This is a genomic window from Patescibacteria group bacterium (assembly GCA_035288465.1).
Lineage (GTDB): Bacteria > Patescibacteriota > UBA1384 > DATEAH01 > DATEAH01 > DATEAH01.
This window is the reverse complement of record DATEAH010000006.1, coordinates 45,097-70,885: the sequence shown is the minus strand read 5'-3', so window position 1 is coordinate 70,885 and position 25,789 is coordinate 45,097. Positions and strand designations below refer to the sequence as shown.

The window sequence follows — 25,789 nt, the reverse complement described above, 5'->3', positions numbered from 1 at the left end:
TTAATTTTTCGCCTGCGGGTTCTCAACACTCCCTCGCCACAGCGAAAACCCCAATAATGGTTGGAGACTTCGCTGTGGCGGAAGGGGTGGGATTCGAACCCACGAGACCCTTACGAGCCCACTGGTTTTCGAGACCAGCTCTTTAAACCACTCAGACACCCTTCCATCGACAAATTAACAAGCGTAAATTAGTCTTTAACAACCGGTTTAATCACAATCCGGCGTCCACCCTCTTCATTGATGCTTTCCGAGGAGATTCCGTCAATTTTTTTAATCGCTAAATGAACAATTCGACGTTCGTAGCTATTCATTGGTGATAACACAATTTTTTTGCCGGTTTTTTTAACAAAATTGGCTTTTTCGACACCAACTTGCTCCAATATTAGCTGCTGTCGGCTTTTATAATTTGAAATGTCGAGTACTAAATGGACAAATTCATCTAATTGGCGATTTACCATTAACCGCAAAATGTGCTGTAAAGAAGCTAAGGTTTCTCCCTCTTTTCCAATTAATAACGAGGGTTGATCAGCTTCTATTTTAACAAAAATTATTTTATCTGTAATTTCAATCTCAGGTTCAACCTGCCAACCCAAGCCACCAAATAGATCTAAGGTAATTTGTTTAATTTGTCCTAATTTATCATCTTTATTAGTCATTTATTTTTTAATCCTTACTGTCACTTTTTTCTGGGTGGTTTCACGATTAATTAAAACTTGCTGGATAATGGCAATAATCGAAATCACAATCCAGTATAAAGGCAGGGCGGCCGGCAAGCTGGCGGCAAAGAAAACAATCATCACTGGCATAAAATAAATCATTTGTTTGGATATCATTTCCTGAGTGTTGGGAAGGTTTGATTTTTTCGCACTTGCTGGGCTGGGCAGGGCAGGCGGCATCATAATTTTCATCTGGAAAAATTGGGCAATACCAGCAATTACTGGTAAAATATAACGATTTGGCTCAGCCAAATTAATTAAACCAAAAAGGGTTGGATCAATGGTGGTGGGTTTGGGAATAAATGAATATAATTCTGTTAGCCTTGAAATATCCAAACCAGTACTAAAAACTTGATACAGGGCGATCAAAATTGGAATCTGGATGATTTGTCCCAAACAGCTTGATAGGGGGTTAACACGGTGGGTTTGCCAAAATTCCATCATCGCTTTAGATTGCTTTTGTTTGTCGTGCTTGTATTTCTCTTGAATCTTATTAATTTCAGGCTGGAGATCGCGCATTTTCTTAGCTGCACGCAAAGCCTTGGATTGGGAAGGATACAAAATCAAACGAATAATGATCGTTAAAATAATAATCGCCACCCCAATGTCTGGCAAATAATGATAAATTAATATTAAAACATTGAACAAGGGACGATATAAAACCTCATGCCAAATTGAACTCATATTATTCCTTTTGATTCATTTATTTTATTACTATTTAACTGGATCCCAACCACCCTTGCTCCATGGGTTGCAGCGCATTATCCGCCACAAACCTTTAGCGCCACCCCTAATCACCCCATATTTTTCGATTGTCGAATATGTATATTGTGAACAGGTAGGCTTAAAACGACAAAAACCTTCGGAGTATAAAATATTGAATGGGCCATGATCCAGAGAAAGGGTTTTTTGATACCAAATTATTAATTGTAAAGCAATTTTTTTAATCATTAATTATTTTAGCTAATGCCAAATTTTTAATCACTGTCTGGGTCAGGGTTGATGATGATAAATCTTCAGGCATCTGAAAAACTGAAATAATAATATCTAAACCAGGTTTAATTTTATTAAGATTAAGCCTGATAATTTCAGATATTTTTCGTTTCAGTAAATTTCGACGGACCGCTTTTTTAACCGCTTTCGCGGAAATTACAATTCCGATTCTTGAATCTGGCAAATTATTAGGTAAGTATCGGATAATAAAAAAATCTGCCCGAAATTTCCGACTTTTTTGATATATTTTTCTAAAATCTCGATTTCTTCGAAGGCGATTTGCTTTGGGTAACATAATTAGGTTAAATTAAAATTACCATTTTTAAACGGTTAAATTTTTTCGAAGTTTGCGGCGTCGTCTTTTCAAAATATTTTGACCAGCCCTGGTTCTCATTCTAACTAAGAAACCGTGGGTTTTAGCGCGTTTGCGTTTTTTCGGCTGATATGTTCTTTTCATGGCCTGGCAATCCTTTCTCTTTAATTATACTCTGATTTGAATTCAGGGTCAAGGTTTAAGGTTGCAAAAAACACCAAAAAAATGATTAAATAAATAATTAGGACTATAAATTTGCCACCTGTGGATAAATTTGTTAAGATGTGTATAAGTAGTAATGTCCTGTGGATAAATTTCAAAAACAAAAACAATAAGCTCTAAATTTAACAGCATTAAAATGGAAATTGTGGATTTCTTTTTTGGAGGCTTATGAACCCAGATACAATGTGGAGGGCGGTTCTCGGTGAATTAGAAGTAAACCTTTCCAAGGCCAATTTTAGCACCTGGTTTAAAAATACTTTTATTTACAGTATTGATGATGATCGTGCAGTAATTGGCGTACCGAGCAATTTCTACATTGAATGGCTTAAGAAAAAATATAATCTGGAAATTTTATCCGCACTTAAAAAATTAATGCCTCAAATTCAAACCGTAGATTACAGAGTTGCTTCAAAAAGATCGAATGAGACCCAAATCCCTGAAATCAAATTAGACGCGATTCAACCAAGCCCGGTTAGCCAAGCCAAAGAAACTAAAATGAGCGCTGATTATCATACCTTTGGAAACTTTGTGGTTGGCAATAGTAATAAATTAGCTCATGCTGCCTCGTTGTCTGTGGCAGAAAAACCAGGCTTGACCTACAATCCTTTATTTATTTGGGGAGGTTCTGGTTTGGGTAAAACCCATTTAATTCAAGCTGTTAAAAATGAAATTACCAAAAGATATCCAGATTATAAAATTTTATATGTACCTTGTGAAAAATTTACCAATGATTTTATTTTGGCTGTCCGAGAAGGCCGGGGCAAAGCCGAGCAATTTAAAAATAAATATCGTTTAATCGATGCCTTGTTAGTTGATGATATTCAGTTTATTGCTGGCAAAGAAGGTACCCAAGAAGAATTTTTCCATACTTTTAACGCTTTACACCAAGCCAAAAAACAAATTATCCTCACTTCTGACCGGCCGCCCAAAGAAATTCCCACTCTCGGAAATAGGTTAAAGTCTAGATTTGAATGGGGTTTGACCTGCGACATTCAAGCGCCAGATTTTGAAATGAGAAGAGCAATTTTACAAAATAAGGCTCAGGAAAAGGAATTCGAAATTACCGAAGACGTCGCAGATTTTATTGCCCGCAATGTCCAACAAAATATCCGAGAACTTGAAGGCGCGCTTAATAAATTAATTGCCCATGTTCAATTTTACAATCTCAAACCCTCGGTTGATGTGGCCATGGCCGCTTTGGGCAATTCAATTTCTTCAAAAAATAAAAGTTTATCTTTTGATAAGATTGTGGATACAGTGGCAGGTTTTTATAATGTTCAAGTTGAAGATTTGCTCGGTGCCAGAAGAAATAAACAAATTGTAATCCCTAGACAAATCGCCATGTATTTATTAAGACAAGAATTACAATACTCTTATCCACAGATTGCTATAAAAATCGGCAAAAAAGATCACACCACAATTATGTACGGTTGTGAAAAAATCGAAAAACAAATCAGGACCGGTCATAATATTCATAAAGAAATCATTTTAATTAAAGAAAAGCTTTATATGTAACTTATCCACAGAACTTGTGGATAAGTTGTGGAAGATTTAACACTTAAATAAAAATTAATATCAAACTCTAAAAAATAAAAAATATTATGGATAATCTTATCCACAAATTATCCTCATCTTATCCATAATTTAGGTTTAAATTGTCCTCATATTATCCACCTTAATTCTTATTTAAAAACCTAGTTATCCACTGTTTTTTTAACCCTTATTATTACTACTAATTTATTTAATTACTTTTAAATTAAACATAAACCTGTGGATAAATAAGATTTAGAACCAACCCTAAAAAGGAGAATAAAAAAATGAAATTATCATGCACACAAGAAAATTTACATCACGGTTTAAATTTAGTTGGTCGAGTTGTCACCCCTAAAATTACTCTTCCTATATTAAGTAATGTTTTATTATCAACCGATGAAGGTAGGTTAAAATTATCAGTCACTGATTTAGAAATTGGGATTAATATCTGGATTGGCGCCAAAATCGAAAAACCAGGCAAAATCACCTTACCGGCAAAAATTTTTAGTGAATTTGTCTCATCTTGTAATGATAAAAAAATAGATCTTGAACAAACTGATTTTAAAATTGATTTAAAAAGTGAAAAATACTCCGCTACTTTACAAGGCACTGCGGCTGATGATTTTCCTTTAATTCCGGAAATTTCCGAAAAACCAACTTGCGCCATTTCAGGAAAAATTTTAGAAGAAGCCATCCCACAAGTAGTGAGCGCGACCGCCATGGATGAGACTAGGCCAGTTTTATCTGGAGTTTGTTTTAAATTTATCAAAGATAAATTAAAATTAGTCGCCACAGATAGCTACCGTTTAGCGGAAAAAACCATTCCTTTAGAAAAAGCTGTTGGTAAAGATTATTCAGTAATTGTGCCCCTAAAAGCAGTTTCAGAAATTGGTCGAATCTTAGGTGCTGTTTCGTCTGAAAATGTTCAGGTTTCAGTTTCGGAAAATCAAATCAGATTTGCCATTAATGAAGATATTGAAGTAATTTCAAGATTAATTGAAGGTAACTTTCCAGATTATGAACAAATTATTCCCACCAAATACACCGCTAAAGTAAAAATTAATTTTGAAGATCTCCAATCAGCCCTAAAAATTGCCAGCTTATTTGCTAAAGAATCTGCTAATAATATTAAAATCAAACTAAAAGCCCCAAACCAAATGATAATCTCGGCCCGTGCTGAACAGATCGGAACCTCAAAAGCCAGCGCCGCCGCAGAGATTACCGGCAGTGATTTAGAAGTTTCTTTTAACGCAAAATTTATTTTTGATGGTATGTCAGCGCTTAAAAAAGGCAAAATTAATTTTGATTTTTCGGGAAACTTGAGTCCTGCTAAATTATATTTAGAAGATTCAAAAGACTATTTTTACATTATTATGCCGCTAAGAACCGAAGAATAACAAAATGTTTTTAAAAAAACTAAACTTGACGAATTTTCGCAATTTTGCCAAATTCAGTCTTGATTTTTCTCAATTTAATATTATTACTGGTCCAAACGGTCGTGGCAAAACTAATCTTTTGGAAGCGATTTATTTATTATCATCGACAAAGTCTTTCCGTCCCGCTAAAAATTCAGATTTAGTTTTGTGGGGTAAGGATTTTGCCAGACTTGAAGCTCGAATTAAGGATAATGATAAAAAACTTAAAATTGAATTTATGATTGATTTGAGGCCTGACCGAAAACTACCCAAAATCGTCAAAATTGACGATCGAGCCCGAAAACTCTTTTTTGTAATCGGAAAATTAAAAACTGTGATGTTTTCTCCGGAAAGCTTAGATATAGTCTTGGGCGCGCCGAGCTTTAGGCGCCGTTTTTTGGATTTTTTGATTTGCCAGCACGATCCCAAATATGCCAAGTATTTATTGTATTTTATGAGGGTTTTAAAAAACCGTAATATTATTTTGGCAAAAATTAATCAGGGATTAGCCAGGGTGGGGGAATTAGACTTTTGGTCTCAGGAATTAATTGATTATGGCGGTTTTATTATTTTATCAAGGCAAGAATTGATTTCTAAATTTAATCGCCACCTTTCCGAAAAATATCAAGAAATTGCCGGTAAAAATCAAGCTTTAAAAATTGAATATAAAAATACATTAACCGGCAAAAACCTTGCCGATATCAAAGCTAAATTTAGCGAAAAACTTAAGCTCTTCCAACAGCGGGAAATTATTTTCCAAAAAACCATTGTTGGTCCACAACGGGACAACTTGATTTTTAAAATTGATGACAAAAATATTAATCATTTCGGCTCAAGAGGCGAAATCAGAACTGCGGTTTTGGCTTTAAAAATGGCTGAAGTAGATTTTTTGGTTGAAGATGACAATTACCCGCTATTATTATTGGATGATGCTTTTTCGGAATTAGACGAACAGCGCCGTAATTTTTTGGTGCAGGTTGCCCAATCTGCCCAAACCATTATTAGCAGCTGCGATTTAAAAACCGTCCCAGAAAGTTTAAAAAAGAAAGCTAAAATTATTAAATTATAAAAGGACAAAAATGTCTTTTGATAAAATTGAAAATATTTTAAACAAAAAGAAAAAAGGCCAATCTCCGATTGAATCAGCCTGGGTTTGTTATTGCGCTCAGCAAGTCATTGATGAAATAATAAAAAATGACGAAATTAGCGCCGCATCTTTTAAAAATAATACTTTGGTTTTACAAACCTCTCATCCAATTCTCGCCGGAGAAATTCGTTTTAAGTCTGCGGAATTAATTAAAAAAATTAACCATAAATTAAAAAAAGATCTCATCCGGCACATTAGAACAAAGATCTATAAACAATAAGCAACCAACAATTAATAATTAACAATATTAAACATTGCCGCTTGATTTATTTATTGTTAATCATTTACTGTTAGCTGTTTATTAAATGATCTTAGTAACCAACGTGAATATGATCAAGTAAATAATTATTACCCTTTGTCGCAAAAAGTCCATAATTTGGTTGCCGACCGGTGCCATACACATAATCTAAGGTCGGTTGCTCGGTCCCAATTTCAAGTGGCATCACGTCGCGTTCATAGCTCCAGACAATTAGTTGCGTCACCCTCATTTCGGACCGGTCAGGCAAACCAAGTTTTGGAATATTCGCCGCAGGCATTTCTAATAATTCTTTAGTAACTTGATGAATTTTTGCTCTCACCTTGTCGCGCGTGCTGCATTTTTTTCGGCCGAAAATTCCGCCAAAACTTAAAATACTTTTGATGGTTTTGCTAATGCCGCTAATCGCTTCTTTTGCCATCGAGCCTAATTGTTTTAAAGGATTTAAGAGTAGTTCTGGATTTTCAATCACCATTAACACCGCCTGAATCGTGCCAGGCGGCAAACCGAAGGCAACGCCAATCGCGTTTAGAGCATAGTTTTTAGCAAATTGTTCAGCAGCGCCCTTAATGTCGCCGGTTTGAATTAGGGTAAGGGCGGCATTAATCTGCGCATCAGACATTTTAAAATTCTCCTTCATAATCTGAATTCCATAAGAAGTTGCCGCACCCTTTATATCCCCAGACATAAAACTTGTTAAGGAATTAATTGGCACATCCCACTGTTTGGCTAAATCATTTAAGTTGATACCGGCAAGACTTAAGGCGGTTTGATAATTTATTCTGCCATTAATTAAATCACCCGCCAAATCATAGGGAAGATTAAAGGTCGAGGAAAGCCTGAGCTGGCCTTCTTCTTTAATCGCGGCGCTAATATTACCTGATAAAAAATTTCTCACCGATTGTTCGGAGACATTCCATCGGGCTGACAGATCAGAAATTGAATAATCAGTATTGGCCAGGGCTTGTTCCACCCCAATCGCGCCCGTCGCCAGCTGATAGGCAGTTCGAGCCTTCCAGCCAATATTATTATCAATAATATCGCTGCCGATATTTCTAAAATAATCTTGGGGATTTTCGCCTTTTGCCATTGCGTTTAGGAAATTTTTAATGCTTCCTTCTGGTAGTCCAGATCCTATTTCGGCATCGGTGACACTTTGCCAAAATTGATTGACAATGGTTTGCTGATAATCAATTGAGAAACCACCAGGATCCGGTGCAATCATATAATTTGTAAAAATATTAGTACCTTGTGGCAAATCAAGAGAATTTGCCAAAACCGCACCACCAATATTTTTTAATTCAAAAGAAAGATCCTGTCCAGCTTCGGCTTTATGGAATAAATCAATTAAAATTCTCTCGGATAAACCCAATTGAGCAAGGTCTAAATCCGCAGCGATTTTAAGCAGATTTTCATCAACTTGGTCGCCCCATTTATTTTGGGCATAAAATTTTAAGCTGTCTTTATTGGTAAGGGTGCCGGCCGGTAAGCCGAGTTCTTTTTCAATTTTAGTCTGTCCCAGATTAATGGCAATTTCTTGTAAATTTTGACCGCGCAAGCTTTCATTGGGTAAGCCGAAAACCTCCTCAATTTTGGTTTGCGCCAGATCAATGACATATTGATCAAAATTTACACCGTTAACTTCGTAAGGCAAATTCAACTTTTCATTAAATTCTCTTTGTCCCCAGTTACTAATCACCTCGTTTAAATCCTTGCCGTCTAAACTGCCCGGTTCAAGCTTGAAATATCTTTCTAATTCAGCCTGGCCAGTGTTCTGTAAAATCTCTTCAAAGTTTTTACCCTCAAGGCTATTTTGGGCCAAGCCCATTGATTCTTCTAAAATATTGATTGCCTCGTCGCGTTGGATACCGCGATCCTCGGTTTCAGTTTGGACCGGATCATCTTGCCATGAGACCTCTAAGTTTTTCTTACAACCCTTGTCAATTTGGCTAATATCTGCGGCTTTACCCTCTTTATGGGCAGAAATTGATTTTTCAAAGGTGTTGTCTTTGGTATTTTTGGTCTCAATGGTATTGACGGGCATATAAACATAAGGATATAAAACATTACGAACGTAAATACGTTCGTGTTTTTCGCCCAAATAAACCAGGGATTTTAAGAGCCTGACATCAACATGGCCAACCGTGGGATGTTTTTTCCCTAATAAAAATTCTTTTTCTGAAGGAACCTCGGTCTTATCGGGTTCCGGGGATTCTGAGGGCGCGACAATTTTGCCTTTATCAATTAAATTTTTCATATCTGCATAAACTGCCGCATTTGGGCCATTAATTGGATCGCCCGCACTCATATATGCGGATTGGCCGGCCCCGCCCCGCAAAAGCCAAAAAATAACGATGATTAAAATTATTAAAACAATAAAACCAACCACCAGAATTATTATCCCAATTAAAATTGGCACCCAAGCCTCAGAAGTGGCCACGCCAAGAGCATCCAAAACCGCCGTGCCCACAGCTTGTGCCGCCGCACGAGCGCCAGCCTTGGCTGTGGTCGCAGCGCCCTTTTTTGCTGCACCCTCAACCGCTTTTTCACCGGTTTTAGCTACAGTTTTGGCGGCTTTTTTAGCTGCTTGTTTTTCTTTTCGATTTTTTCCCCATTGTTGCAATCTATCCCGCACGTCTGGACCTCGGTTTGAATCTATTTGCGGTTCTGGTTCTTGATTTGTTTCCCCTCCCGCCGGTTCTTCTGAATCATCAGCTCCTGGCGTCGATAATAAATTTTGGTCATCATCTGCCATTTTGCCCCTATATATTTACTAAATTAAGACTATATAAATTCCCTAAATAAATATAATATGCCTTATTTTCGATAAAAATCACTTTAGCGGGTTTAATTAGTTTGCTGTTGTCTGGTGGTGTTGAGGACATTTCTATTGGTAACTCGGTTTTAGCCACAGTTTCAGGATCAATTTTAACAAAGACATCATTTTTATTAGTTCCCACCGAGACCGCCGCCAAAATATATTTTGAATCTGTGGTAAAATCAGCTCGATCAGTGGTGGCACGTGCGTTTAATGCTTTAGTTTTTTTGGTGGTCACATTAACAACTCCAAGGGTCGAATATTCGGTAGGTTCAATGTCGTTGGCGCCGTAAGAAGTGTATAAAATTTGCTGGCTATTTGGGCTAAATTTAGCCTTGATTTTATGCCCGCCGGTGGTTAATTTGGTTAATTGCTTGGTGACAATTTCAAATAAATACACCTCATTAGAATCATAATTCGAAGAATGCGAGACGATTAATAAATACTTACCGTCGGCAGAAATTGAAATATTTGGATTTTCAATTTTACTTTCTTTGAAGTTGAGCAATCTTTCTAAATTTTGATTGTTTTTAGAGGCAGAGATCAGCGTTTTTTCTCCAGAAGCTGGTGCATATGAATAATAAATATTTTCCCCACTGGGTGACCAGACAATATCGCCAATATCGGTTCCCCAAAAAGTTACTTCCTGATTAACCAAATCATAACGCTTAAAATCAAATAAATAAGTCATAATTTGGTCGTTAGCCACACTTTTATTGGCAAAAAGCGTTGTTGCCAAGGCCGCCTTATTCTGTTTAATTTTCATAATCGCCAGGTTTTCTTTGGGGTGCCAGATTATATCCTCGATTCCGCCCAGGTTGTCAGGACTGATCGCCTTTTGTGTCAATTCGGAGCTATCGCTGTTTGAGCTCGAAGTATTAGTCGTGGTAGTTTCGGATTCTATTTTGTATAATGTTTTGCCGTTATTGCCTAAAACCACTAAGCCGTCTTTATCGGTAAAAAAATTACTAATTTGTGTCGAGGAGACTTTTGCCGGAGCAGGATTTTTCATTAATTCTACGGATAATTGGATGGTTTGGAGCCTTTTAATGTTAATTTGTTTTGAATAATTAACATAACCTTGCTTTTGAACCGTTAGGGTGTGAGAACCAGGCTTGAGCTTGGTTTTTGTATCAGAGGTTTTATTATTATCAACCTGAATTGTTGCGCCAGGTGGATTCACGGTTAAATTCAAATAACCTGGTGCCAAAAAATACCACCAAGTACCACCACCCAATCCTGCCAAAAGAATTATGATTAAAAATATTTTAAAAACTTTTCCCAATGCCGAGGGTTTTTCTTTATCTATGTTTGAATCTTGCTCGGGGGTAGTATACGGAAGTTTGTTGGTTTCAGCTGATTTTTTATTGGATTCAGGCGTGGAAATATTTAAATATTTTGAGTTAGAAACCGGTTCTGGGGTGCTAGGTTTTTGAGGTGCGGGAACAACTACTGGTGCACCTGCTGGCATTACCGGTTCTTTAGGGCTTGGTGTTGTGGTCGGTGTAGTGGTGGTTGAAGTTGGCGTTGTGGGCGTTGGCGTTGGGGCAGTTACTGCTGGAGCAGGAGGAGTCGGTTGCGGTTGGGCCGTGGTTGGTGATTTTGGCCTAAAATCCTCATTAACATTAATTGGCTTGGGACCTAATTCTGTGCCAGGTTGAACTGGTTTATTTAGGGCTGGCGGGTTAAATTTTGGTCCACCAGAAACAGACTCGATTTTAATGCCTTGTTCTTCGAGCTTGTCTTCTCCCGCAGTTTCTTCTCCTTCTTTTTCGTCCTTTCCTTCTATTTGTTTAGTTTCCTCATCTGCAGGAGTTTGAACGTGTTTTTCTTTTAAATATAATTCGAGCTCTTTGGCTGAGAGTTGTGATTTTTTGTCGTCATTATCGCTGTTTGCCAAAACCCCTCCTTAGTCCCGCCGAAGGCAGGATAAATTCGAAATCCTAAGCACTAATTTCTAAACAATATTTAAATTCCAATGTTTTAAATCTCAAACTTGTTTGAAATTTGTAATTTGGAAAATTAGAATTTGTTTAGGATCTCGGATTCAGGATTTAGAATTTTTTATTCTGCTATTTCCATTTTATATAAATAATCATCTGATGTGAAATACAAAGCTTTGCCGTCACGGGATAGTATTAGATTTTCGTAAAATTTTATATCTTTATTTGAATAAATATATTTTATTATTTTCCCCTCATTTAAATCTATCATTCCCAATAAAGGATCATTTTTTTTGAGTCCTGACAGAAGAGCATGGGGCTTATTATCTTTAATGTAAAAAATACATTCATTGGGGATAAAATCCATTTTATTGATTTGATTTCCATCTACTTTAAGTAAATAAGTTTGGTCATCTTCTTCATATTTACCATAAACAATAAATCTTTGATCAGGCGAAATAAATATTTGCCTAATTCCGCCTAGAATTTTTTCTTCTTTTCCTGTATTTAGATTGAGTTTATAGATGTCAAAACCTCCCCCTATGGATTGTATAGATCTGGAGTAGTATAAAATATTAGTCTGTCGATTATAATTTAACAATTCAAAGGCCTCGTTAGGCAAATTGAACAATTTTTGTTGGTTGGTAAGTTGGGGGTTACTCTTATACAAGGATTTGCTTTTATTATTTTCTTGATAAATATACATAATTTGAGATTCAGACAACCATAGTAAATCTACAATATTGTTTTGAAGTATTTTTGGTTTGTTTTCATTTAGATCAAAATGCCAGATTGTATTTTCCCCTTCTTTAATTTTAGATTCCCAGAAGAAGCCACCCCACTTATTAAAACTATCATTATAAATTATCTTAAAAAATACTTGTTTGGCTTCGGGGGACCAAATAATATCATATAATGATTCAAACAATTTTAAATCAGGTGAAATAAATTCAGAATCTTTGGTTTCTAAATTAATCACACCTAACTTTTCTTCAACAATGTCTAAAAATAATATATTATTTTTTTCTTTCAATAAGGAGGGATAAGAAATTTTTCTGTTTAAAATTTTTTCACTATTTATGTTAGTCGTGGCTTTTTTGCTTAATAAATTATTATAGCCTTGATTTTTAGAAAAAATTATAGCCAAGATTATCAAAACTAATAATATTCCGCCAAGTGTTATATAAATAATGGTTTTTTTATTCATCCTTCCTCCTTTATGGGTATGGACTTAATCCTAAGAATTTTGCCATATTTTCCCAAATTGATTTGCAATAAGCAGCGCCACTTCCTCGTGCGGGGTCTCCTTCTATCGATTTGCCTTCATTCGGCCACAATTCGAAATGGAGATGTCCAGCCCCAACTCCATAATAACCAATTATGTCTCCAGCATTAACCCTTCCAGTTTTGGTTGCGTTTATATGGGCATAATTTGCAAATACTACGGAATTTGAAGCAGAATGTAGCCTGAGGTGACTAAATCCACCACTCCTCGTATATCTTTTTTCAGCCACTCCGTCAAAAATAGCATAAATTTGATTACCAGCCCCACTTTTTAAATCAACCGCATCCCCAATAGCAACTCCAGTTTTATGAAATTTACTGTGTCCTGTTCCATTAGGATTACATGGAGAGGGTCGATTTCGTGTGCAATGGTGCCGGCTATTGCCAAAGCTAATAATCGGCGGCTTAACAGGATAATATGTTTTACCTGTTATTGCAGCATAACCGGCGCCGCCTGCGTCACAATAGAATTGTTGAAACTTATTAATTACTTTTGGTACATATCTGCTCGTTTCTCTAATATTCTGTCCCTGACTCCATGGTCGGCCGCTATTATATTGGGAGGCGGCATCTCTTAACTTGTCAAGGTCGGTAGTATTTCCTCCAGCTCCGGCCATCGCTAAATATTTTGCAGAAGCAAAGGCGGCATCAACAATATTTTGAGGATCGGTGCTTCCATCTCCGTTTGCATCTTGAGCATAACCAGGCCATGTTCCGGGCATAAATTGCATTGGACCTAAGGCTCCAGCGCTGGATGTTTCCCATTTTATTATTGCTTCGGGATCGCCACCCGCTTCAGGAAATTCAGCAGTTTTTGAAGTAACCGGACTATATCCTGATCGATATCGTATTACTGGTCCATGTTCAGCAACAAAAATTGCTGCCAAAAAACCTGGCTGAACTTTCCACTTGTCTCCGGCGGTACCAAAAATTTTATCATATGGCGCAGGAACGTTACTACAAACACCAGCACCGCCGCCAGCTGGGGTTTGGTCGCCAAGTGATTTAGTATAGGTGCTAGCAAGAGCGGCGATGGTAATTATAATTAATGCCAAAATTAATGCGCAACCACAACACGGGAAAGCCCACCAATGGTTAAGTTTTTCTTTAAATTCAGATAAATCCATTGTAAGTTAAATCCTAAATTATAATATCTAAATTCTAAACAAATAATAAATATTAATTTTCCAAAATCCCAAAAAATTATTTTATTTTTTCTAATATTGAACCAAAAATTTTCATCAATTCAGTAGTTTCTTGAAGATAGTTTAATCTTTCTTCATCTAATTCGGGGTTTTTAATTATTTCAATCAAATTGAGCCAATAACGACTTTCCTTCGCTTCTTTTTTACAAATTTTTATTCTCATAATAAAATCTTTTTTGCTTAACGACTCGTTAGCTTCAATATAGTTTGCACCAATTGAACCCGCAGATCTAATTAGTTGTCTGGCAATTTCAATATTAGAAATAGTTTTGGGTAATTTGTTAATAAACCGGATAATAGTTTTGGCAAACTTAAGTGTTCTATCTTCCAAATCGTATTGTTTGTTATTTGAAATTTGTGTCATTGTAGTTTGTTTAGTAATTAGAGTTTCGTGCTTAGAGTTTGAAGTCGCTACGCGGCTTTGCCCCGCATCGCCAGAATCTGTTTCGGATCAGAAGTAATAATTTGGTCTTCGGTATATGAACCAATAACCTTAATCGCGACATGATTTAAACCGGCAAAAAATAACCCTTCGCCAACGTCGGCTTCTAAAATTAGAAACTTTTCACCTTCGGTAAGATTAAAAACCTCGCAAATTTTATCAATCGATGCCGGTGACTGTTTTAACAATAACTGCAAAGCAGAGTTGCTCACAATCACTTTGCCATATTTATTCGCCAAAAAATCTTCCACATCTTGAGAAATCACCGAGACGCCCAAATAATATTTTCGGGCTCGCCGGCACAAACCTGACAAAAATTGCGCTGAGTCTTCGTATTGCATCATCCACCACGCCTCATCAACAATCAGAATTCGGCGACGCATCTCAGACTTGACCTTTTGCCAAATAAAATTCAAAATCAAATACATTCCGACTGGGCGCAGCTGGTCTTCCAAGTTTTTAATCGAAAAATCAATAAATCCTGAGCCTAAATTCACATTTGTGGGCTGGTTGAATAAGCCGGCAAATGAACCTTCGGTATATTTGGATAACTTGTAAACAATATTTTCCGCACCGCGCATATTTTTCAACACATTGTGCAGATCCGTCAAGAGTGGTGGGGGATTCTTATGTGAAACCGGATCTACGGTAATATCCTTAATTGCATAGGTTTCAAACAAAGCGCGATCCAACAGTGCATCTTCGGCCGGTGTTAAACCGCCAACCATCAAGTTAATCAAACCATGCGCGGAAACCACCGCTTCCCGCAAAACGTCTTCGCCGGTTTCATTTTCAGAAATTTTCGGCAGATCAAACGGATTGATGCGCTGTTTGGATTTAACCGAAATTTCTAAATAAGTGCCGCCCACGGATTCGGCTAATTTGCGGTATTCATCTTCTGGGTCAATGACAATCACGTCCGTACCCCACATCAAAGACCGCAACGCTTCTAATTTAATCGCGTAGCTTTTACCGCCGCCTGACTTGCCAAAAACCACCATGTTGGCGTTTTCCAGAGCAAAGCGGTCAAATAAAATCAGCGAATTGTTGTGGCGGTTAATGCCGTATAAAATGCCGTCATTTGAGGTCAATTCAGTTGAGGTAAAAGGAAAAGTAGAAGAAACCGAACCGGTGTCCAAATTCTGAGTAATCATAATATTATCTAAGCCCAAAGCCAAGGTGGAGTGAAAGCCTTCTTCCATTTGCAAAAATGCCGGCTTGGTGTAAATCAATTTGCCGCCCAAATGGCTCTCGAGTTGTTGGGTGACGGTTTCTAATTCCTCGGGAGTTTTGGCAAAAATCGTAAAATAAAGTGAAAACTTGAAAAGTTTAACTTCGCCTTTTTGTAGGGCAAATCGTAACGACTCGACATCTTGCATAGCGGTTTCTAATTCAGGATCTGATACCAAGCCTTTTTCTTTTTCCATTCGGTATGCCGATTCCATCTGCCCAATCCGGTTTTTTAAATCCTCTAAGGCTTTACGGCTTTCCACCGGATAAACAAACATGCCTAAATCCATGGTGACGTCATAAGTGATGACCGGCGAAAGCCAATTAGTGTATAAATATCGCGGGTATGTATAGACAAATAAAGTCTTCACATAATATTGGTTAATTTGCAGATAATTTGGGGTGACAATAAAATCGCCCGGTGCAATTAAATCCAATACCGAAGCCAAGCCTTCTCGATAGGTTTTTTCCGTGCCTGATTTTTGACCTGATCTTAAATCTCCTAAAAATGGCATTCAGCTCCTTCAAGCCCATGGGGGCTTGTTAAATTCTAATCTCTAAATCCTAATTTCTAAACAATTTTTAAAATTTAAATTTTCAAATTCCAAACGGTTTAGAATTTGATACTTAAGATTTGATTGGTAATTGATGATTGCTGTCTGTTTCCGCCAGCTGGCGGATGTTTACTGCTTATTGGCGGCTGGACCTTGTCCGTAATTGTTGGTTGGTGGTGAGCTTGGTGGCGTTTGGTCTCGGCTTTGGCTGACCGCCGCGGATAATTGCTCAATCGGGATTAATTTTTCACGGACCGCCAATTCTGGGTTATAACTTTGGTAATATAATTCAATTAATTCTTGAGTTGTCAGTTGAATTGCTCGCAAACCTAAAGCCGCTAATCCGGAAGCGGCTGCTTGTGCCCGCTGGATCAATTCTTTGCGGTATTCTTCAAAATGAGTCATGTCAATGACTGGTTCTTGCGCCGTGATCGCAGATTTAGCTTTTTCCCAAAAACCAGCCGTTTGTTTCAGGGCTGGCGGGAAAAAAGGGATGACGATAAAAAACTTTTTATTCATAATATTGGCGACAGTAATTAATTTTTGAATAAACGCTGAATAATCTTCAATCTGAAGCTGTAAAAGGGGATTTTCGATTTGCGGCAATCTGGCGCTTAACTCTGATAAATAGCCCGACAAATCAATTCGTCGCGATTGCATCACAATTTGGATTGGGAAAGTCAGGGAATTCAAAAAATTCTGATATGCATAAACCAGGGCGTTTTGCTCGTCCTCGTTTTTCAGGTCAAAATTAATAGTGGAAACCAAAAGCACCAAACGCAAACTGCCGTCTTTTAAAACCACGCAGCCATTTCGAATCTCGGCGATCGGCAAATGAGCCTGGGTAGTTTCTTTTTTCTTCTGCGCCTGCTTCGAATTTGAACCAAATCCAGAACTAGAACTAGTCATTGCCCCTCTTTATGTTATTGTTGTTTATACTTCCATAATTCAAACTGCAAAATGTAAAAATCAAAGTGACAGTTTAAAATTCAAAATTATTTTTTACCCTTAAGGGTTAATATGCTCGAAGCGATTACTTTTGATATTTCAGTTAATTCTTTAAGAAGAAATTTTAATTCGTTTTTATTTCCTCTGTCCGTATCTTTTAATAAACATAACCACATTTTTGATTCATTGGCGGATTTTAATGAATGCGTAAAGAAATTAATAAAATCTCTTTTGGAGCTGGCGGATTTAGCCTCTACAAAATTTGCTAAAATACTTGTTCCGCTTCTAAGTAATTGGCTACCAATAGTTTTACAAACTATATCATTTTTTGACAGACTTTCTATAAATTTGATTAGCCTTAAGACAAAACAGTATAGTCTTTTTTTGAATTCATTTTTAAAATTTTCATTATCATTTTGCATTTTGATTTTTTAATTTTGAATTCGTCTCTACATTAAGTTTGGGACGAGCTTCGGGCTGTGAAACTACCCTTTCTTTCATCTCGGGTTCACCCTTGTCCCAACCTTTAGTATCTAAGATTGTCGCCAATTTTTCAAGTTCCCCGGGTGACATTTTTTTAGTTTCTGGTTGGATCTCTTGTTTTAATTTTGGTGTTCGCACCATTAATTTTGGCAGGGGAGCGCCTCGACCCCAGGTTCTTTGTTTTGGTCGCAGGGTATATAAAACTAAACTGCCTAAAAATTTTGGAAAAGGCTGATCTTGAACTCGAGCCAAAGCCATGGCCACAAAAAAGGCGGTGGTGGGCAAAGCCAAAATCACGAAAATAGCAAAACTGAAAAATCGAAACCAAATATAATCAAGCATCCCACCTGCCAAAAGATAAAAGAACTGCTTTAAAGTTAGTGGTCCGATTACCTTGTCTTCTAAATCAATTTTTTGCGGCACCTCAAATTGCATATTTCCCTTTTTAGATTCTATTTGCTAGCTTATAGTTGTCGGTTTTTGGTTTTTTCTAGAAACTGAAACCTAAAAGCTATAACCTGTTTTTATATTTCGCCGGGTTTTTTCTTGCGTGGATATTCTAAACTTCCCATCAAACTTGAATCTTCAAAACGTTTATCTTGGTCAGGAATATTTTTGGCTCGCTCGATTGATGCTTGTAAATTAATTTTAGTTTGTTCGGCCGAATTGGACCTGATAGCTTCTTTTAGGGCCTGACTTAATTCCCGATTCATTTTTTGATCAGTCATTAATAAGGCGAAATCTTCAGCCAATCTTTCGCCATCCTTGAGATCTTCGTTCATGCCGGCAACATATCTCGTGTCTTGGATTTTTCCTTGTGCCAACAAATCGGCACGCTTGGCTAAATATGTGGCTCGGGCTGGTTCGGTCATGGTTTGGGTCGCAACCAAATGACCGAATTCGTGGGCTAAAATATAATTAAAACTTTTACAACTTGCAACTGCGTCATAAAAAACAATTTTGCCTTCCATGAAATAACAATATGCAGCAGCTTTATGAGGCGCCCCATTACCCTCAAGACCATATTTTTCATCAATTTCTACTTGAACAGGATTATATTCTATTTTGCTAATTAGAGTCTCAACCAATCCTGGTTGGAGATCTTCTTTGTCTAAGCCATCTTTTAGCCATGCAACTTTATCTTTAATTTCCGATTCGTTGATGGGGGCTTTTTCATGGTCAAACCCCGCGAATTCAATCTTTAACCTATTATCACCTGTTTCTGGTGAATCAGCAAAGACTGGTTTTCCTTCATGGGATAATAATTCTGGCGACATTTCTGGCGATATATTCATTTTCTTCCTCTTATGATTTAGGCGGAATTAACTTAGCCAATTCCTTTAAAAATCGATCCATTTTATCGCGTTCTTTTTCGGATTTTTTGACCGTTTCTTTTGATGGACCCTTTCCTCCGTGTTTTTCGTAACTCCAGTGTTTTAGATCGCCCTTTGCTACTCCATCTTCATGATCAAACCGGCTTTGTAAATTGTCCGTCAAAAAAGTTAAATTTATTTTCTCTTCTGCGCCTAATCCTCGTCTTAATTGATCAAGATGCTGAGCCATCGGTGGTGCATAAATATGTTCATAAAGTAATTTTTGTCTTGCTTCATCGAGGTTTTCGGCTTCGCCTTTGGTAATTTTTTCCTCAGCGAGTTGGTCGATCCGTCTTTCTTCTCCTGCGGATTTAATTCGCTCCGGATTTAATAATGTAGCGATTGGATCGTGGCTTCTTTTTAATATAAATTTATCTATATTATTTTTGTAAATATATTGAATGGTAGGTAAAACTTCTTGCGCTAATTCTTTGGGAACAGCTATAAAAATATTTTCTCCTGTTTCTGGTTGATTTGTTATTGAGGGTTCAGAAGGGTCTAGGGTTTGTGGAGTATCTTGGGGAGGTTGAGGTGGCGTATTGGATCTTTCAGCTTCTGGCCCGACAGTTGAATGGTCTGGCATACCCTCTGGTCCGCGACCACCACCAAATAATCTAAACATATTTATTCCTTTTCTTTTTATTGTATTATTTTATTTCATTTTTCTTTCTTCAATCATTTTATTTCTAGTTTCTGTTAGCTGATAAGACTTTTCGAAATTACCAGATGCACGCTCAACATTAATCTGGTTCGTTAAATTCTCAATATCTTTATCGGTGAAAGGTGTTTTGCCGCTAACTTCAGGAGCCGCAGAATTGGTAGGGTTGGTTTTTGCTGACGTGGCAGGAGCAGTGCCACCGGGAGCGCCGGGAGCTTGTGTTGATGCAGAGGCGGGAGCAGCAGGTTTATTGGGAATTGGAGCAGGACCAGGTGTTTCAGTAACTTTTAGAGTAGGTTTTGTATATCTTAATAATATTTCAGAGGTTGCGCTACGAGTTGTTCTTCCTGCAGGTAACTTGCTTAGATTATCAACCAGATCACCATAAGTTGCATCAAGTTGTTTTTTGGCTTGTTCGACACCTACACCCGAGGTAGTTAAATATGTCAAAACTTTCTGTTTTAACGGTACTTTTAATGTATCTTCATTTAAAGCAGCCCGGATTCCTTCAGGGGTTTTTCCTTGAGTTGCACCCGAAATTGTATCATGAATTTGCCCAACATCCCAGTCTTGCGTTAAGTTTATTAAATGTTTTTGTTTAATGACTTCCGGGGTTACCCCAGGATTATCTTTAATCGCTCTTCCCAAACTTTCCATATTTTGTAAATGTTTAAGCAATTCTTCTCGATTTCCTTTTAAGTGTCCGATTTCAACTTTTTCGGTCGGGGTATATCTTTGGACAAAACTAAAAGCCCTATTCATTACAAAGCTTGAGTCTCCTGCCAATGGATTTTCCAGTTCTCTAATAGCGGCTCTGACATCACTTAGTTTTAATCTGCCGCTTTCTATCTCAGGTTGAAGATGAACCCTTAATGGTTCGGAAATTTCTAATTCCTTATTAAAATTTGGTAGAGTTGATGGACCTTCGGGACCACCCGGACCACCAGCTATGGGTCCACCGCCCGGAGGTGGTTCAACTTGTCCAATAACAGTTCCCGCAACCGATTGGGTCCGTTTATAGCCAGCGTCATAGGATTCCTTGGCTTCTTTTAAGAACTGGTTTTTTTCCTGTTGTTTGGTGAGGGGATTATTTAAATCAACCCCAGCATTATTAAAATGGCGCCACATTAAAGTTTGAGCATTAGCTTCTCCTTGTTGCGCTTGCCTTTTCGCTTCGCCTATCCATGATTCTCCAGCAATTAATATTGCATCGTCGCCGGCAAGTTGATATTTGGGGTTAGCTGCTTTGTTTTGGATGTATTCATCAATTCCCGACCTATTGACATTTGGGTTTCTCGTTGGTGCAGCAGTAAAAATACTTTCTGATAATGCAAGATCTTTGCCGGCCATTGCTTCTCCAAACCCAATTCTTGTTTCAGTTAAAGATCTCTTTCCTCCGATGGATCTGAGTGGACCGGTGCGCGTTGCTAATTCAACGTCTTTTTGCGACTGTTTTACTCTATCAGCCCAAACAACTGATGGGCTAAACATTAAAGCCTTTCCAAATTTATTTTGCCACCTATTTTCGTCTTTATATCTGCCAGTAACCCAGGCCCCAACCCCTTTTCTACCTTTATCTAACCCGATTGCGCCGTATCTAGCGGCGCTTTTCCATAAACCGGTCCAGCCGGAAACGATTTTCCCACCGAGCATATAGGGAATATAAATTGCTAAAGCAAAAAGCACTACCCCAAAAAACCATTTTGCAAAACCTGGGCCAGAGCCCTCAGGCCAGCTGGATTTAGCCACAATTGTTGCTAATTTAATAAAAACAAAAGAAAACGGGGCAAAAAAGATCCAGCGTACAAACATGCTCCACCAGGTTTGCCAAGTGAATTTAGTTATTGGCGTAAAAAATAAGCCGAAAAAGGCGATTGGCGACAAGATTACTAATGCCCAAATCATATAAATTCGAACTGCCAACAACAAACCAATAAACAAAATTAATAAAAATGGTACCCCAATAATTAAAAAAGCGCCACCAATGATAAAAAGTGCTCCGCCTAAACCGCCAGTCGCAACACCTGTAATAACCCCGCCGCCAATGTTAAATGCCATTAAAACTTTAAGCATTGTCCCCACAGTTGGTGCAGTATCACCCGGCGCCAAATCCGCGAAACCAAAAACAACCAAAAGATCTTGGCCGGTAACGCCTTTAATAAAAAAGTCAGCTAACACCTGGGTAAAATCAACCATTACTCGGCAAATTAAATAGCTAAAGTTCGCTAAAATTACACCGATAATAATTGCCGGTAGCATTCGCCTGATTTCATATGTTTCAACATTAATTCTCAACATATTAGCCAAGGCGATAAAAATTAAACCTAAAACTACGACAGCATTTAAAAGGGCTAAAACATACTTCCAAGCTTCTTTAATAAAATTATTTTTCCTTAATTGTGTCGAAAGGCTGCGATGTTCGGCGGCTGTTGGGTCGTTTGATCCAGTGACAACCGTACCCGGGAGAGGATTGGTGGAATTTGTAGAATTAGTGGTATTTGTTTGGTTGGCATTCTGCTGGTTATCCGCTGAACTTTGTGCAAAGATTGCTTTCGGTAAAATAAAAATAGAAAGCATAAAAATAATTAAATAAATTAGAAAAATCTTTTTGGTTTTATTCATATTATATTAATTTAAATAAATTATTAATTTAGGGAGTAGTAGATGGGGCTGTGGAGGGAGTTGGTATAGGCGAGGTTGTTGGGGTTGTTGCCGGAGAATCTGAAATACCTGACCAATCTTTGACCAAATTTAAAGCAAAATCAAAGGATTGGGCTAAAAAATTAAGAATTCCCGTAACAATATCGCAGCTAATTTTTTCTAATAAGTTGCTTTGTGTGCAATCACTGCCGCCCGTAACTACTCCAGCACTTGGTCCCGCACCAGGTGCAGACTTGGATAAAATTGCTAATTCTTCCTTCATCTTGCCAAAAGTTGTAATATTCACCTGTCTTGGTCCGCACATTGCGATACTTGGAAATGAATGTGCATCATCCCAACCTCGTCCGCTTAGCTCGTTTAAATTAGCATTCGCGTCTGCAACCTCATTTTGCAATTGATAATATAATTTAATGCCATCTTCGGTTAATTCAGATGGGGTAATTGCAGTACCACTGCCTCCAATAAATGCTTGAATCCGGGCTTCGGCTTTGCTGACATCATACCAATATTTTGAACGATTGCTTGGTTTATATAATTCGTTAAGATCCGAACAGGCTTGGCTGTATTTTTGGGCTAAATTGCGGGCAAGGTCATCATCTGATTGGTTGGTGGGTTTATAAGATGTATAAACGGGTATAGAATTTGGTCTATCATATAATCCGGCGATTTGCCCGGAGGCAATAGTTGTAACACCATAACTTTGTTCTCGATCCGAGTAAGTAATAAAATGTTGATATCTAAATCGATTTTTCCCAATTTTAAAAGCACCTTCTTGGTCCCTGGGCACAATTCCATCTACAATTTGAGGTTTTCCATTAAAAAGCGAAGTTTTGTTTATGGTAACTTCAAAATGATAATCATATGTTTTTGGGGTTTGTTGAGGCGTGGTGCCTTCGCCAGGGCGAGAAGGAAGAGTCGGTGTAGATGTTGTAATAGTAATATTGTATGTTTCAGGCGCTTCCCATGTTATATAAATGGCTTTTCCCTTACCCGGGACATTAACCAGCTCGGCTTTAACATTTGTAGGTTTTGGTGGTAGTTTTAAATTCGGCTGTCCTGGTTCTGGTGTGTTTGGGCTAGCCTTTGAAATATAGGCAAAAATCACAATCAAAATAACGCTTACTAATATTACTGTTCCAGAAGCGATTAAAATGATTTTCGTTGATTTTTTCAAAGCCCCCCCCAATTAGGATAAATTCCAATTATCAAATTTCAATCACCAATCAATGTCCAATATTCAGGTGCGAATTTATTTCTTGTTTTTAATTATTGATGAAAATATTAAGACTAATTCGTGAGCTTCCTTACGTAACTGCTTTGCATCATTTTCTTTGGTTGGTTCGGCACTACTTATCAGGCCAAGCCAATACATGGTTTCCTTAGCTTCCTTTTTGGCAATAGATATTTTATGGATAAAATCCCTTTTTGAATTTGATTCATTTGCTTCACAATAATTTGCTCCAACGCTTGTTCCGGATCTTACCAGTTGGTTAATTATTGGATTATTAATTGGATTTATTTTAATGCCCTTAGAAAAATTAATTATCTCTTTCCCGAAGTTTGAGGTACGTTCCTCTAAGTCAAATTTTATTTGGTGATTGGAATTTGTAATTTGATTGGTCATCGGTTGTTGCAATTTGGAATTTTATATATAACCTCAAAATAATCCTCGTCGCGAGGCTAAGCAAATTTGATTCTTTACTATTTATAATATACCATAAAATTGACTAAAAATGTCAAATTAGAATATAAATCTTGAATTAAAAAGGTGGGGCAAGTGCATCGACAATTCAAAAAAATTCTTCAAATATTATTCGTCCTTTTTCTCTTTGCAGGTATTTTTCTGACTCAATCAATTCACGCCAACCAAACGGTTGATAGCGAAAAAAGCCAAGCCGAAACACAGCTTGAAAAAATTAAATCTGACCGCGAAGTTTATGAAAGCCAAGTCTCGGATTTAGAAGAAAAATTTATCAATTTTGACACTAAACTCAAAGATCTCGAAGCTCAGCAGCAAAAAATAGATCAAGATATCACCAGCCTGCAAACCAAAAAAGCCAAGCTAAAAATTATTACCCCTAAATTAGCTAGCCAGCGGAAAGCACTTCTTCGTGAACTCTATTTGGTTTTTGACGATAAGCTTTTTTATATCACATATTATGTCGATGCCGGGCATTTTTTTGATCTTTTAAAAGGCAAAGATGAAACCCAGATTATGGTTGAAGATCGAATCAGAAAAATCGGTCAAATTGATCGAGTTTTGTCTCTAATTTCAAGGCGGGAGAAATTATTTGATGACCAAATTTCCGATCTCAAATCTCAACAACAAGAGATTGCCGGCAGAATGGCTTTGTTGGCGGTGGAACTATCTGCCAAGCAACAAGGCTTAAGCAGTTTGGATTTGCGCGCTTCCAAAATTCAAGAGTATTTATTAAGATTGCAACATATTAATTCTTTATTGGAACGGGATTTTGTTTCTCAAAATTCCGCCTCAGGCGAGACTTTTATTTTTACCGGCGGCGGCACCGAGCACGGCATTGGCATGAGCCAGTATGGCGCGCGCGGTTTAGCAAAATTAGGTAAAAATTATCAAGAGATTTTGAGTTATTATTATCAAAATACTCACCTTGCCAATAAAAATACTGCCAGTTTAAAAATTCGTGTCGGCTTAGTTTTGGGTGGGGCGGGTGGAAAAATTTGCAGCCTCGCGGGATCGGCCAAGGTCTTAGCCAGGACAATACCCGAAAATGGCTGTGCCAATATTTCTCAAAATCAAATTACAATTTTTGATGCTTCGGGTAAAAATCTCGCCACCATCACTAATCCCGGCGATGTCACCATAGCACCTTTGACAGCTGCTGGCGTGTTGCGGGTGGATTATAAAATGTCGGGTTATAATGAATATTACGGCGCAATGCAGGTTAAAAATATTGGTGGCTCGCTATACACGATTAATATTGTCAGTTTTGAGCAATATCTCAAAGGCGTCGTGCCTTCGGAAATGCCGCATTCCTGGCCCGCTGAAGCCTTAAAAGCGCAAGCTATCGCGGCCAGGTCATATGCTTTTCGAGCCATCAAGCCTCAAGCAGTTTTTGATGTTGATGACACGACGCGTTTTCAAGTTTATTTAGGTAAAAAGCATCAATCAACCGAAACAGACAAAGCCGTTGACGAAACCAGCGGCCAAGTTGTTGTATATGGCGCCGAAGTCATTCCCACTTATTATCATTCCACTTCTGGTGGATATACGGAAAATAATGAAAATGTTTGGGGTGGTAGTCCACGGCCATATTTGAGAGCAGTGCCAAGTTTATGGGAAGAAGATTCGCCCTGGTGGAAATGGTCCAGTAAAGTTTTTAGTCGCGATGAATTATCAAAAATTTTTGCCAATAATGCCGAAACCAATGTCGGCACTTTACAAAAAATTGAAATTTTAAATCGCGGTATTTCCGGCCGCGTTATTGCAATTCGTTTAACTGGCTCCGCAGGTTCGGTTGAAGTCACCGGTCAAACTGTGCGCAAAGTGATTAATGCCAATCTTGAAGTTTCCGATCCGCCAATTCGCAGCATTTTATTTGGCATCAAAAGTCCATAA

24 protein-coding genes and 1 tRNA gene are annotated in these 25,789 nt (G+C 37.7%); 5 read left to right on the top strand and 20 right to left on the bottom strand.

Features of this window, described 5'->3' with window-relative positions:
* Positions 1-75: 75 nt before the first annotated feature.
* From VJJ80_02125 to rpmH, 6 genes are all read right to left on the bottom strand, one after another.
* A tRNA-Ser gene (locus VJJ80_02125) sits at positions 76-165 on the bottom strand.
* Positions 166-188: 23 nt separating this feature from the next.
* On the bottom strand, positions 189-656 hold the full coding sequence (locus VJJ80_02120; protein ID HLC38902.1) for a R3H domain-containing nucleic acid-binding protein: 468 nt from the start codon (positions 654-656) through the stop codon (positions 189-191).
* Positions 657-1,400 carry a YidC/Oxa1 family membrane protein insertase gene (locus VJJ80_02115; GenBank protein HLC38901.1) on the bottom strand — a complete coding sequence of 248 codons (744 nt, stop codon included), beginning with the start codon at positions 1,398-1,400 and terminating at the stop codon, positions 657-659. It abuts the gene before it with no gap.
* Between the two features lie 30 nt (positions 1,401-1,430).
* Positions 1,431-1,667, bottom strand: a complete 237-nt coding sequence (yidD, locus tag VJJ80_02110) for a membrane protein insertion efficiency factor YidD (protein ID HLC38900.1) — start codon at positions 1,665-1,667, stop codon at positions 1,431-1,433.
* The gene (gene rnpA, locus VJJ80_02105) at positions 1,660-2,004 is read right to left on the bottom strand and encodes a ribonuclease P protein component (GenBank protein HLC38899.1); all 345 of its coding nucleotides are present in this window, start codon (positions 2,002-2,004) and stop codon (positions 1,660-1,662) included. The genes yidD and rnpA overlap by 8 nt, the downstream gene beginning before the upstream one ends.
* Positions 2,005-2,031: 27 nt before the next feature.
* The gene (gene rpmH, locus VJJ80_02100; protein ID HLC38898.1) at positions 2,032-2,166 is read right to left on the bottom strand and encodes a 50S ribosomal protein L34; all 135 of its coding nucleotides are present in this window, start codon (positions 2,164-2,166) and stop codon (positions 2,032-2,034) included.
* A 246-nt stretch (positions 2,167-2,412) separates the two neighbouring features.
* Between rpmH and dnaA the strand changes: the two genes are divergently transcribed.
* The 4 genes from dnaA (at position 2,413) to VJJ80_02080 (ending at position 6,559) form a co-directional block, all read left to right on the top strand.
* Positions 2,413-3,759 carry a chromosomal replication initiator protein DnaA gene (dnaA, locus tag VJJ80_02095; protein HLC38897.1) on the top strand — a complete coding sequence of 449 codons (1,347 nt, stop codon included), beginning with the start codon at positions 2,413-2,415 and terminating at the stop codon, positions 3,757-3,759.
* Between the two features lie 302 nt (positions 3,760-4,061).
* Entirely contained in the window at positions 4,062-5,174 is a 1,113-nt protein-coding gene (dnaN, locus tag VJJ80_02090) for a DNA polymerase III subunit beta (protein ID HLC38896.1), read from the top strand.
* Positions 5,175-5,178: 4 nt separating this feature from the next.
* Positions 5,179-6,261, top strand: a complete 1,083-nt coding sequence (gene recF, locus VJJ80_02085; GenBank protein HLC38895.1) for a DNA replication/repair protein RecF — start codon at positions 5,179-5,181, stop codon at positions 6,259-6,261.
* A gap of 10 nt (positions 6,262-6,271) precedes the next feature.
* Positions 6,272-6,559 (top strand): DciA family protein, encoded by a 288-nt coding sequence (locus VJJ80_02080; GenBank protein ID HLC38894.1) that lies wholly within the window; start codon positions 6,272-6,274, stop codon positions 6,557-6,559.
* Between the two features lie 91 nt (positions 6,560-6,650).
* On the opposite strand, the gene VJJ80_02075 is transcribed toward VJJ80_02080, so the two are convergent.
* From VJJ80_02075 to VJJ80_02010, 14 genes are all read right to left on the bottom strand, one after another.
* On the bottom strand, positions 6,651-9,350 hold the full coding sequence (locus VJJ80_02075) for a hypothetical protein (GenBank protein HLC38893.1): 2,700 nt from the start codon (positions 9,348-9,350) through the stop codon (positions 6,651-6,653).
* A 7-nt stretch (positions 9,351-9,357) separates the two neighbouring features.
* Positions 9,358-11,313, bottom strand: a complete 1,956-nt coding sequence (locus VJJ80_02070) for a PEGA domain-containing protein (GenBank protein HLC38892.1) — start codon at positions 11,311-11,313, stop codon at positions 9,358-9,360.
* Between the two features lie 164 nt (positions 11,314-11,477).
* Positions 11,478-12,563 (bottom strand): hypothetical protein, encoded by a 1,086-nt coding sequence (locus VJJ80_02065; protein HLC38891.1) that lies wholly within the window; start codon positions 12,561-12,563, stop codon positions 11,478-11,480.
* 10 nt (positions 12,564-12,573) lie between these two features.
* Positions 12,574-13,767, bottom strand: a complete 1,194-nt coding sequence (locus VJJ80_02060; GenBank protein HLC38890.1) for a lytic murein transglycosylase — start codon at positions 13,765-13,767, stop codon at positions 12,574-12,576.
* Positions 13,768-13,843: 76 nt separating this feature from the next.
* Entirely contained in the window at positions 13,844-14,209 is a 366-nt protein-coding gene (locus VJJ80_02055) for a four helix bundle protein (protein HLC38889.1), read from the bottom strand.
* 47 nt (positions 14,210-14,256) lie between these two features.
* Positions 14,257-16,032, bottom strand: a complete 1,776-nt coding sequence (locus VJJ80_02050) for a DUF87 domain-containing protein (GenBank protein ID HLC38888.1) — start codon at positions 16,030-16,032, stop codon at positions 14,257-14,259.
* Positions 16,033-16,200: 168 nt separating this feature from the next.
* On the bottom strand, positions 16,201-16,980 hold the full coding sequence (locus tag VJJ80_02045; GenBank protein ID HLC38887.1) for a hypothetical protein: 780 nt from the start codon (positions 16,978-16,980) through the stop codon (positions 16,201-16,203).
* An 86-nt stretch (positions 16,981-17,066) separates the two neighbouring features.
* Positions 17,067-17,441, bottom strand: a complete 375-nt coding sequence (locus VJJ80_02040; protein HLC38886.1) for a four helix bundle protein — start codon at positions 17,439-17,441, stop codon at positions 17,067-17,069.
* On the bottom strand, positions 17,431-17,937 hold the full coding sequence (locus VJJ80_02035) for a PrgI family protein (protein ID HLC38885.1): 507 nt from the start codon (positions 17,935-17,937) through the stop codon (positions 17,431-17,433). The genes VJJ80_02040 and VJJ80_02035 overlap by 11 nt, the downstream gene beginning before the upstream one ends.
* An 89-nt stretch (positions 17,938-18,026) precedes the next feature.
* Complete coding sequence (locus VJJ80_02030; GenBank protein HLC38884.1) at positions 18,027-18,797, bottom strand: hypothetical protein; 771 nt, start codon at positions 18,795-18,797, stop codon at positions 18,027-18,029.
* A gap of 10 nt (positions 18,798-18,807) precedes the next feature.
* Complete coding sequence (locus VJJ80_02025; GenBank protein HLC38883.1) at positions 18,808-19,497, bottom strand: hypothetical protein; 690 nt, start codon at positions 19,495-19,497, stop codon at positions 18,808-18,810.
* A 30-nt stretch (positions 19,498-19,527) separates the two neighbouring features.
* Positions 19,528-22,155 (bottom strand): hypothetical protein, encoded by a 2,628-nt coding sequence (locus VJJ80_02020; protein HLC38882.1) that lies wholly within the window; start codon positions 22,153-22,155, stop codon positions 19,528-19,530.
* Positions 22,156-22,183: 28 nt separating this feature from the next.
* Positions 22,184-23,368, bottom strand: a complete 1,185-nt coding sequence (locus VJJ80_02015) for a hypothetical protein (protein ID HLC38881.1) — start codon at positions 23,366-23,368, stop codon at positions 22,184-22,186.
* A 75-nt stretch (positions 23,369-23,443) separates the two neighbouring features.
* Positions 23,444-23,818: a four helix bundle protein gene (locus tag VJJ80_02010; GenBank protein HLC38880.1), complete on the bottom strand. Its 375-nt coding sequence runs from the start codon at positions 23,816-23,818 to the stop codon at positions 23,444-23,446.
* A gap of 153 nt (positions 23,819-23,971) precedes the next feature.
* Between VJJ80_02010 and VJJ80_02005 the strand changes: the two genes are divergently transcribed.
* A complete protein-coding gene (locus VJJ80_02005) occupies positions 23,972-25,789 on the top strand; it encodes a SpoIID/LytB domain-containing protein (GenBank protein HLC38879.1) in 1,818 nt (605 codons plus the stop codon).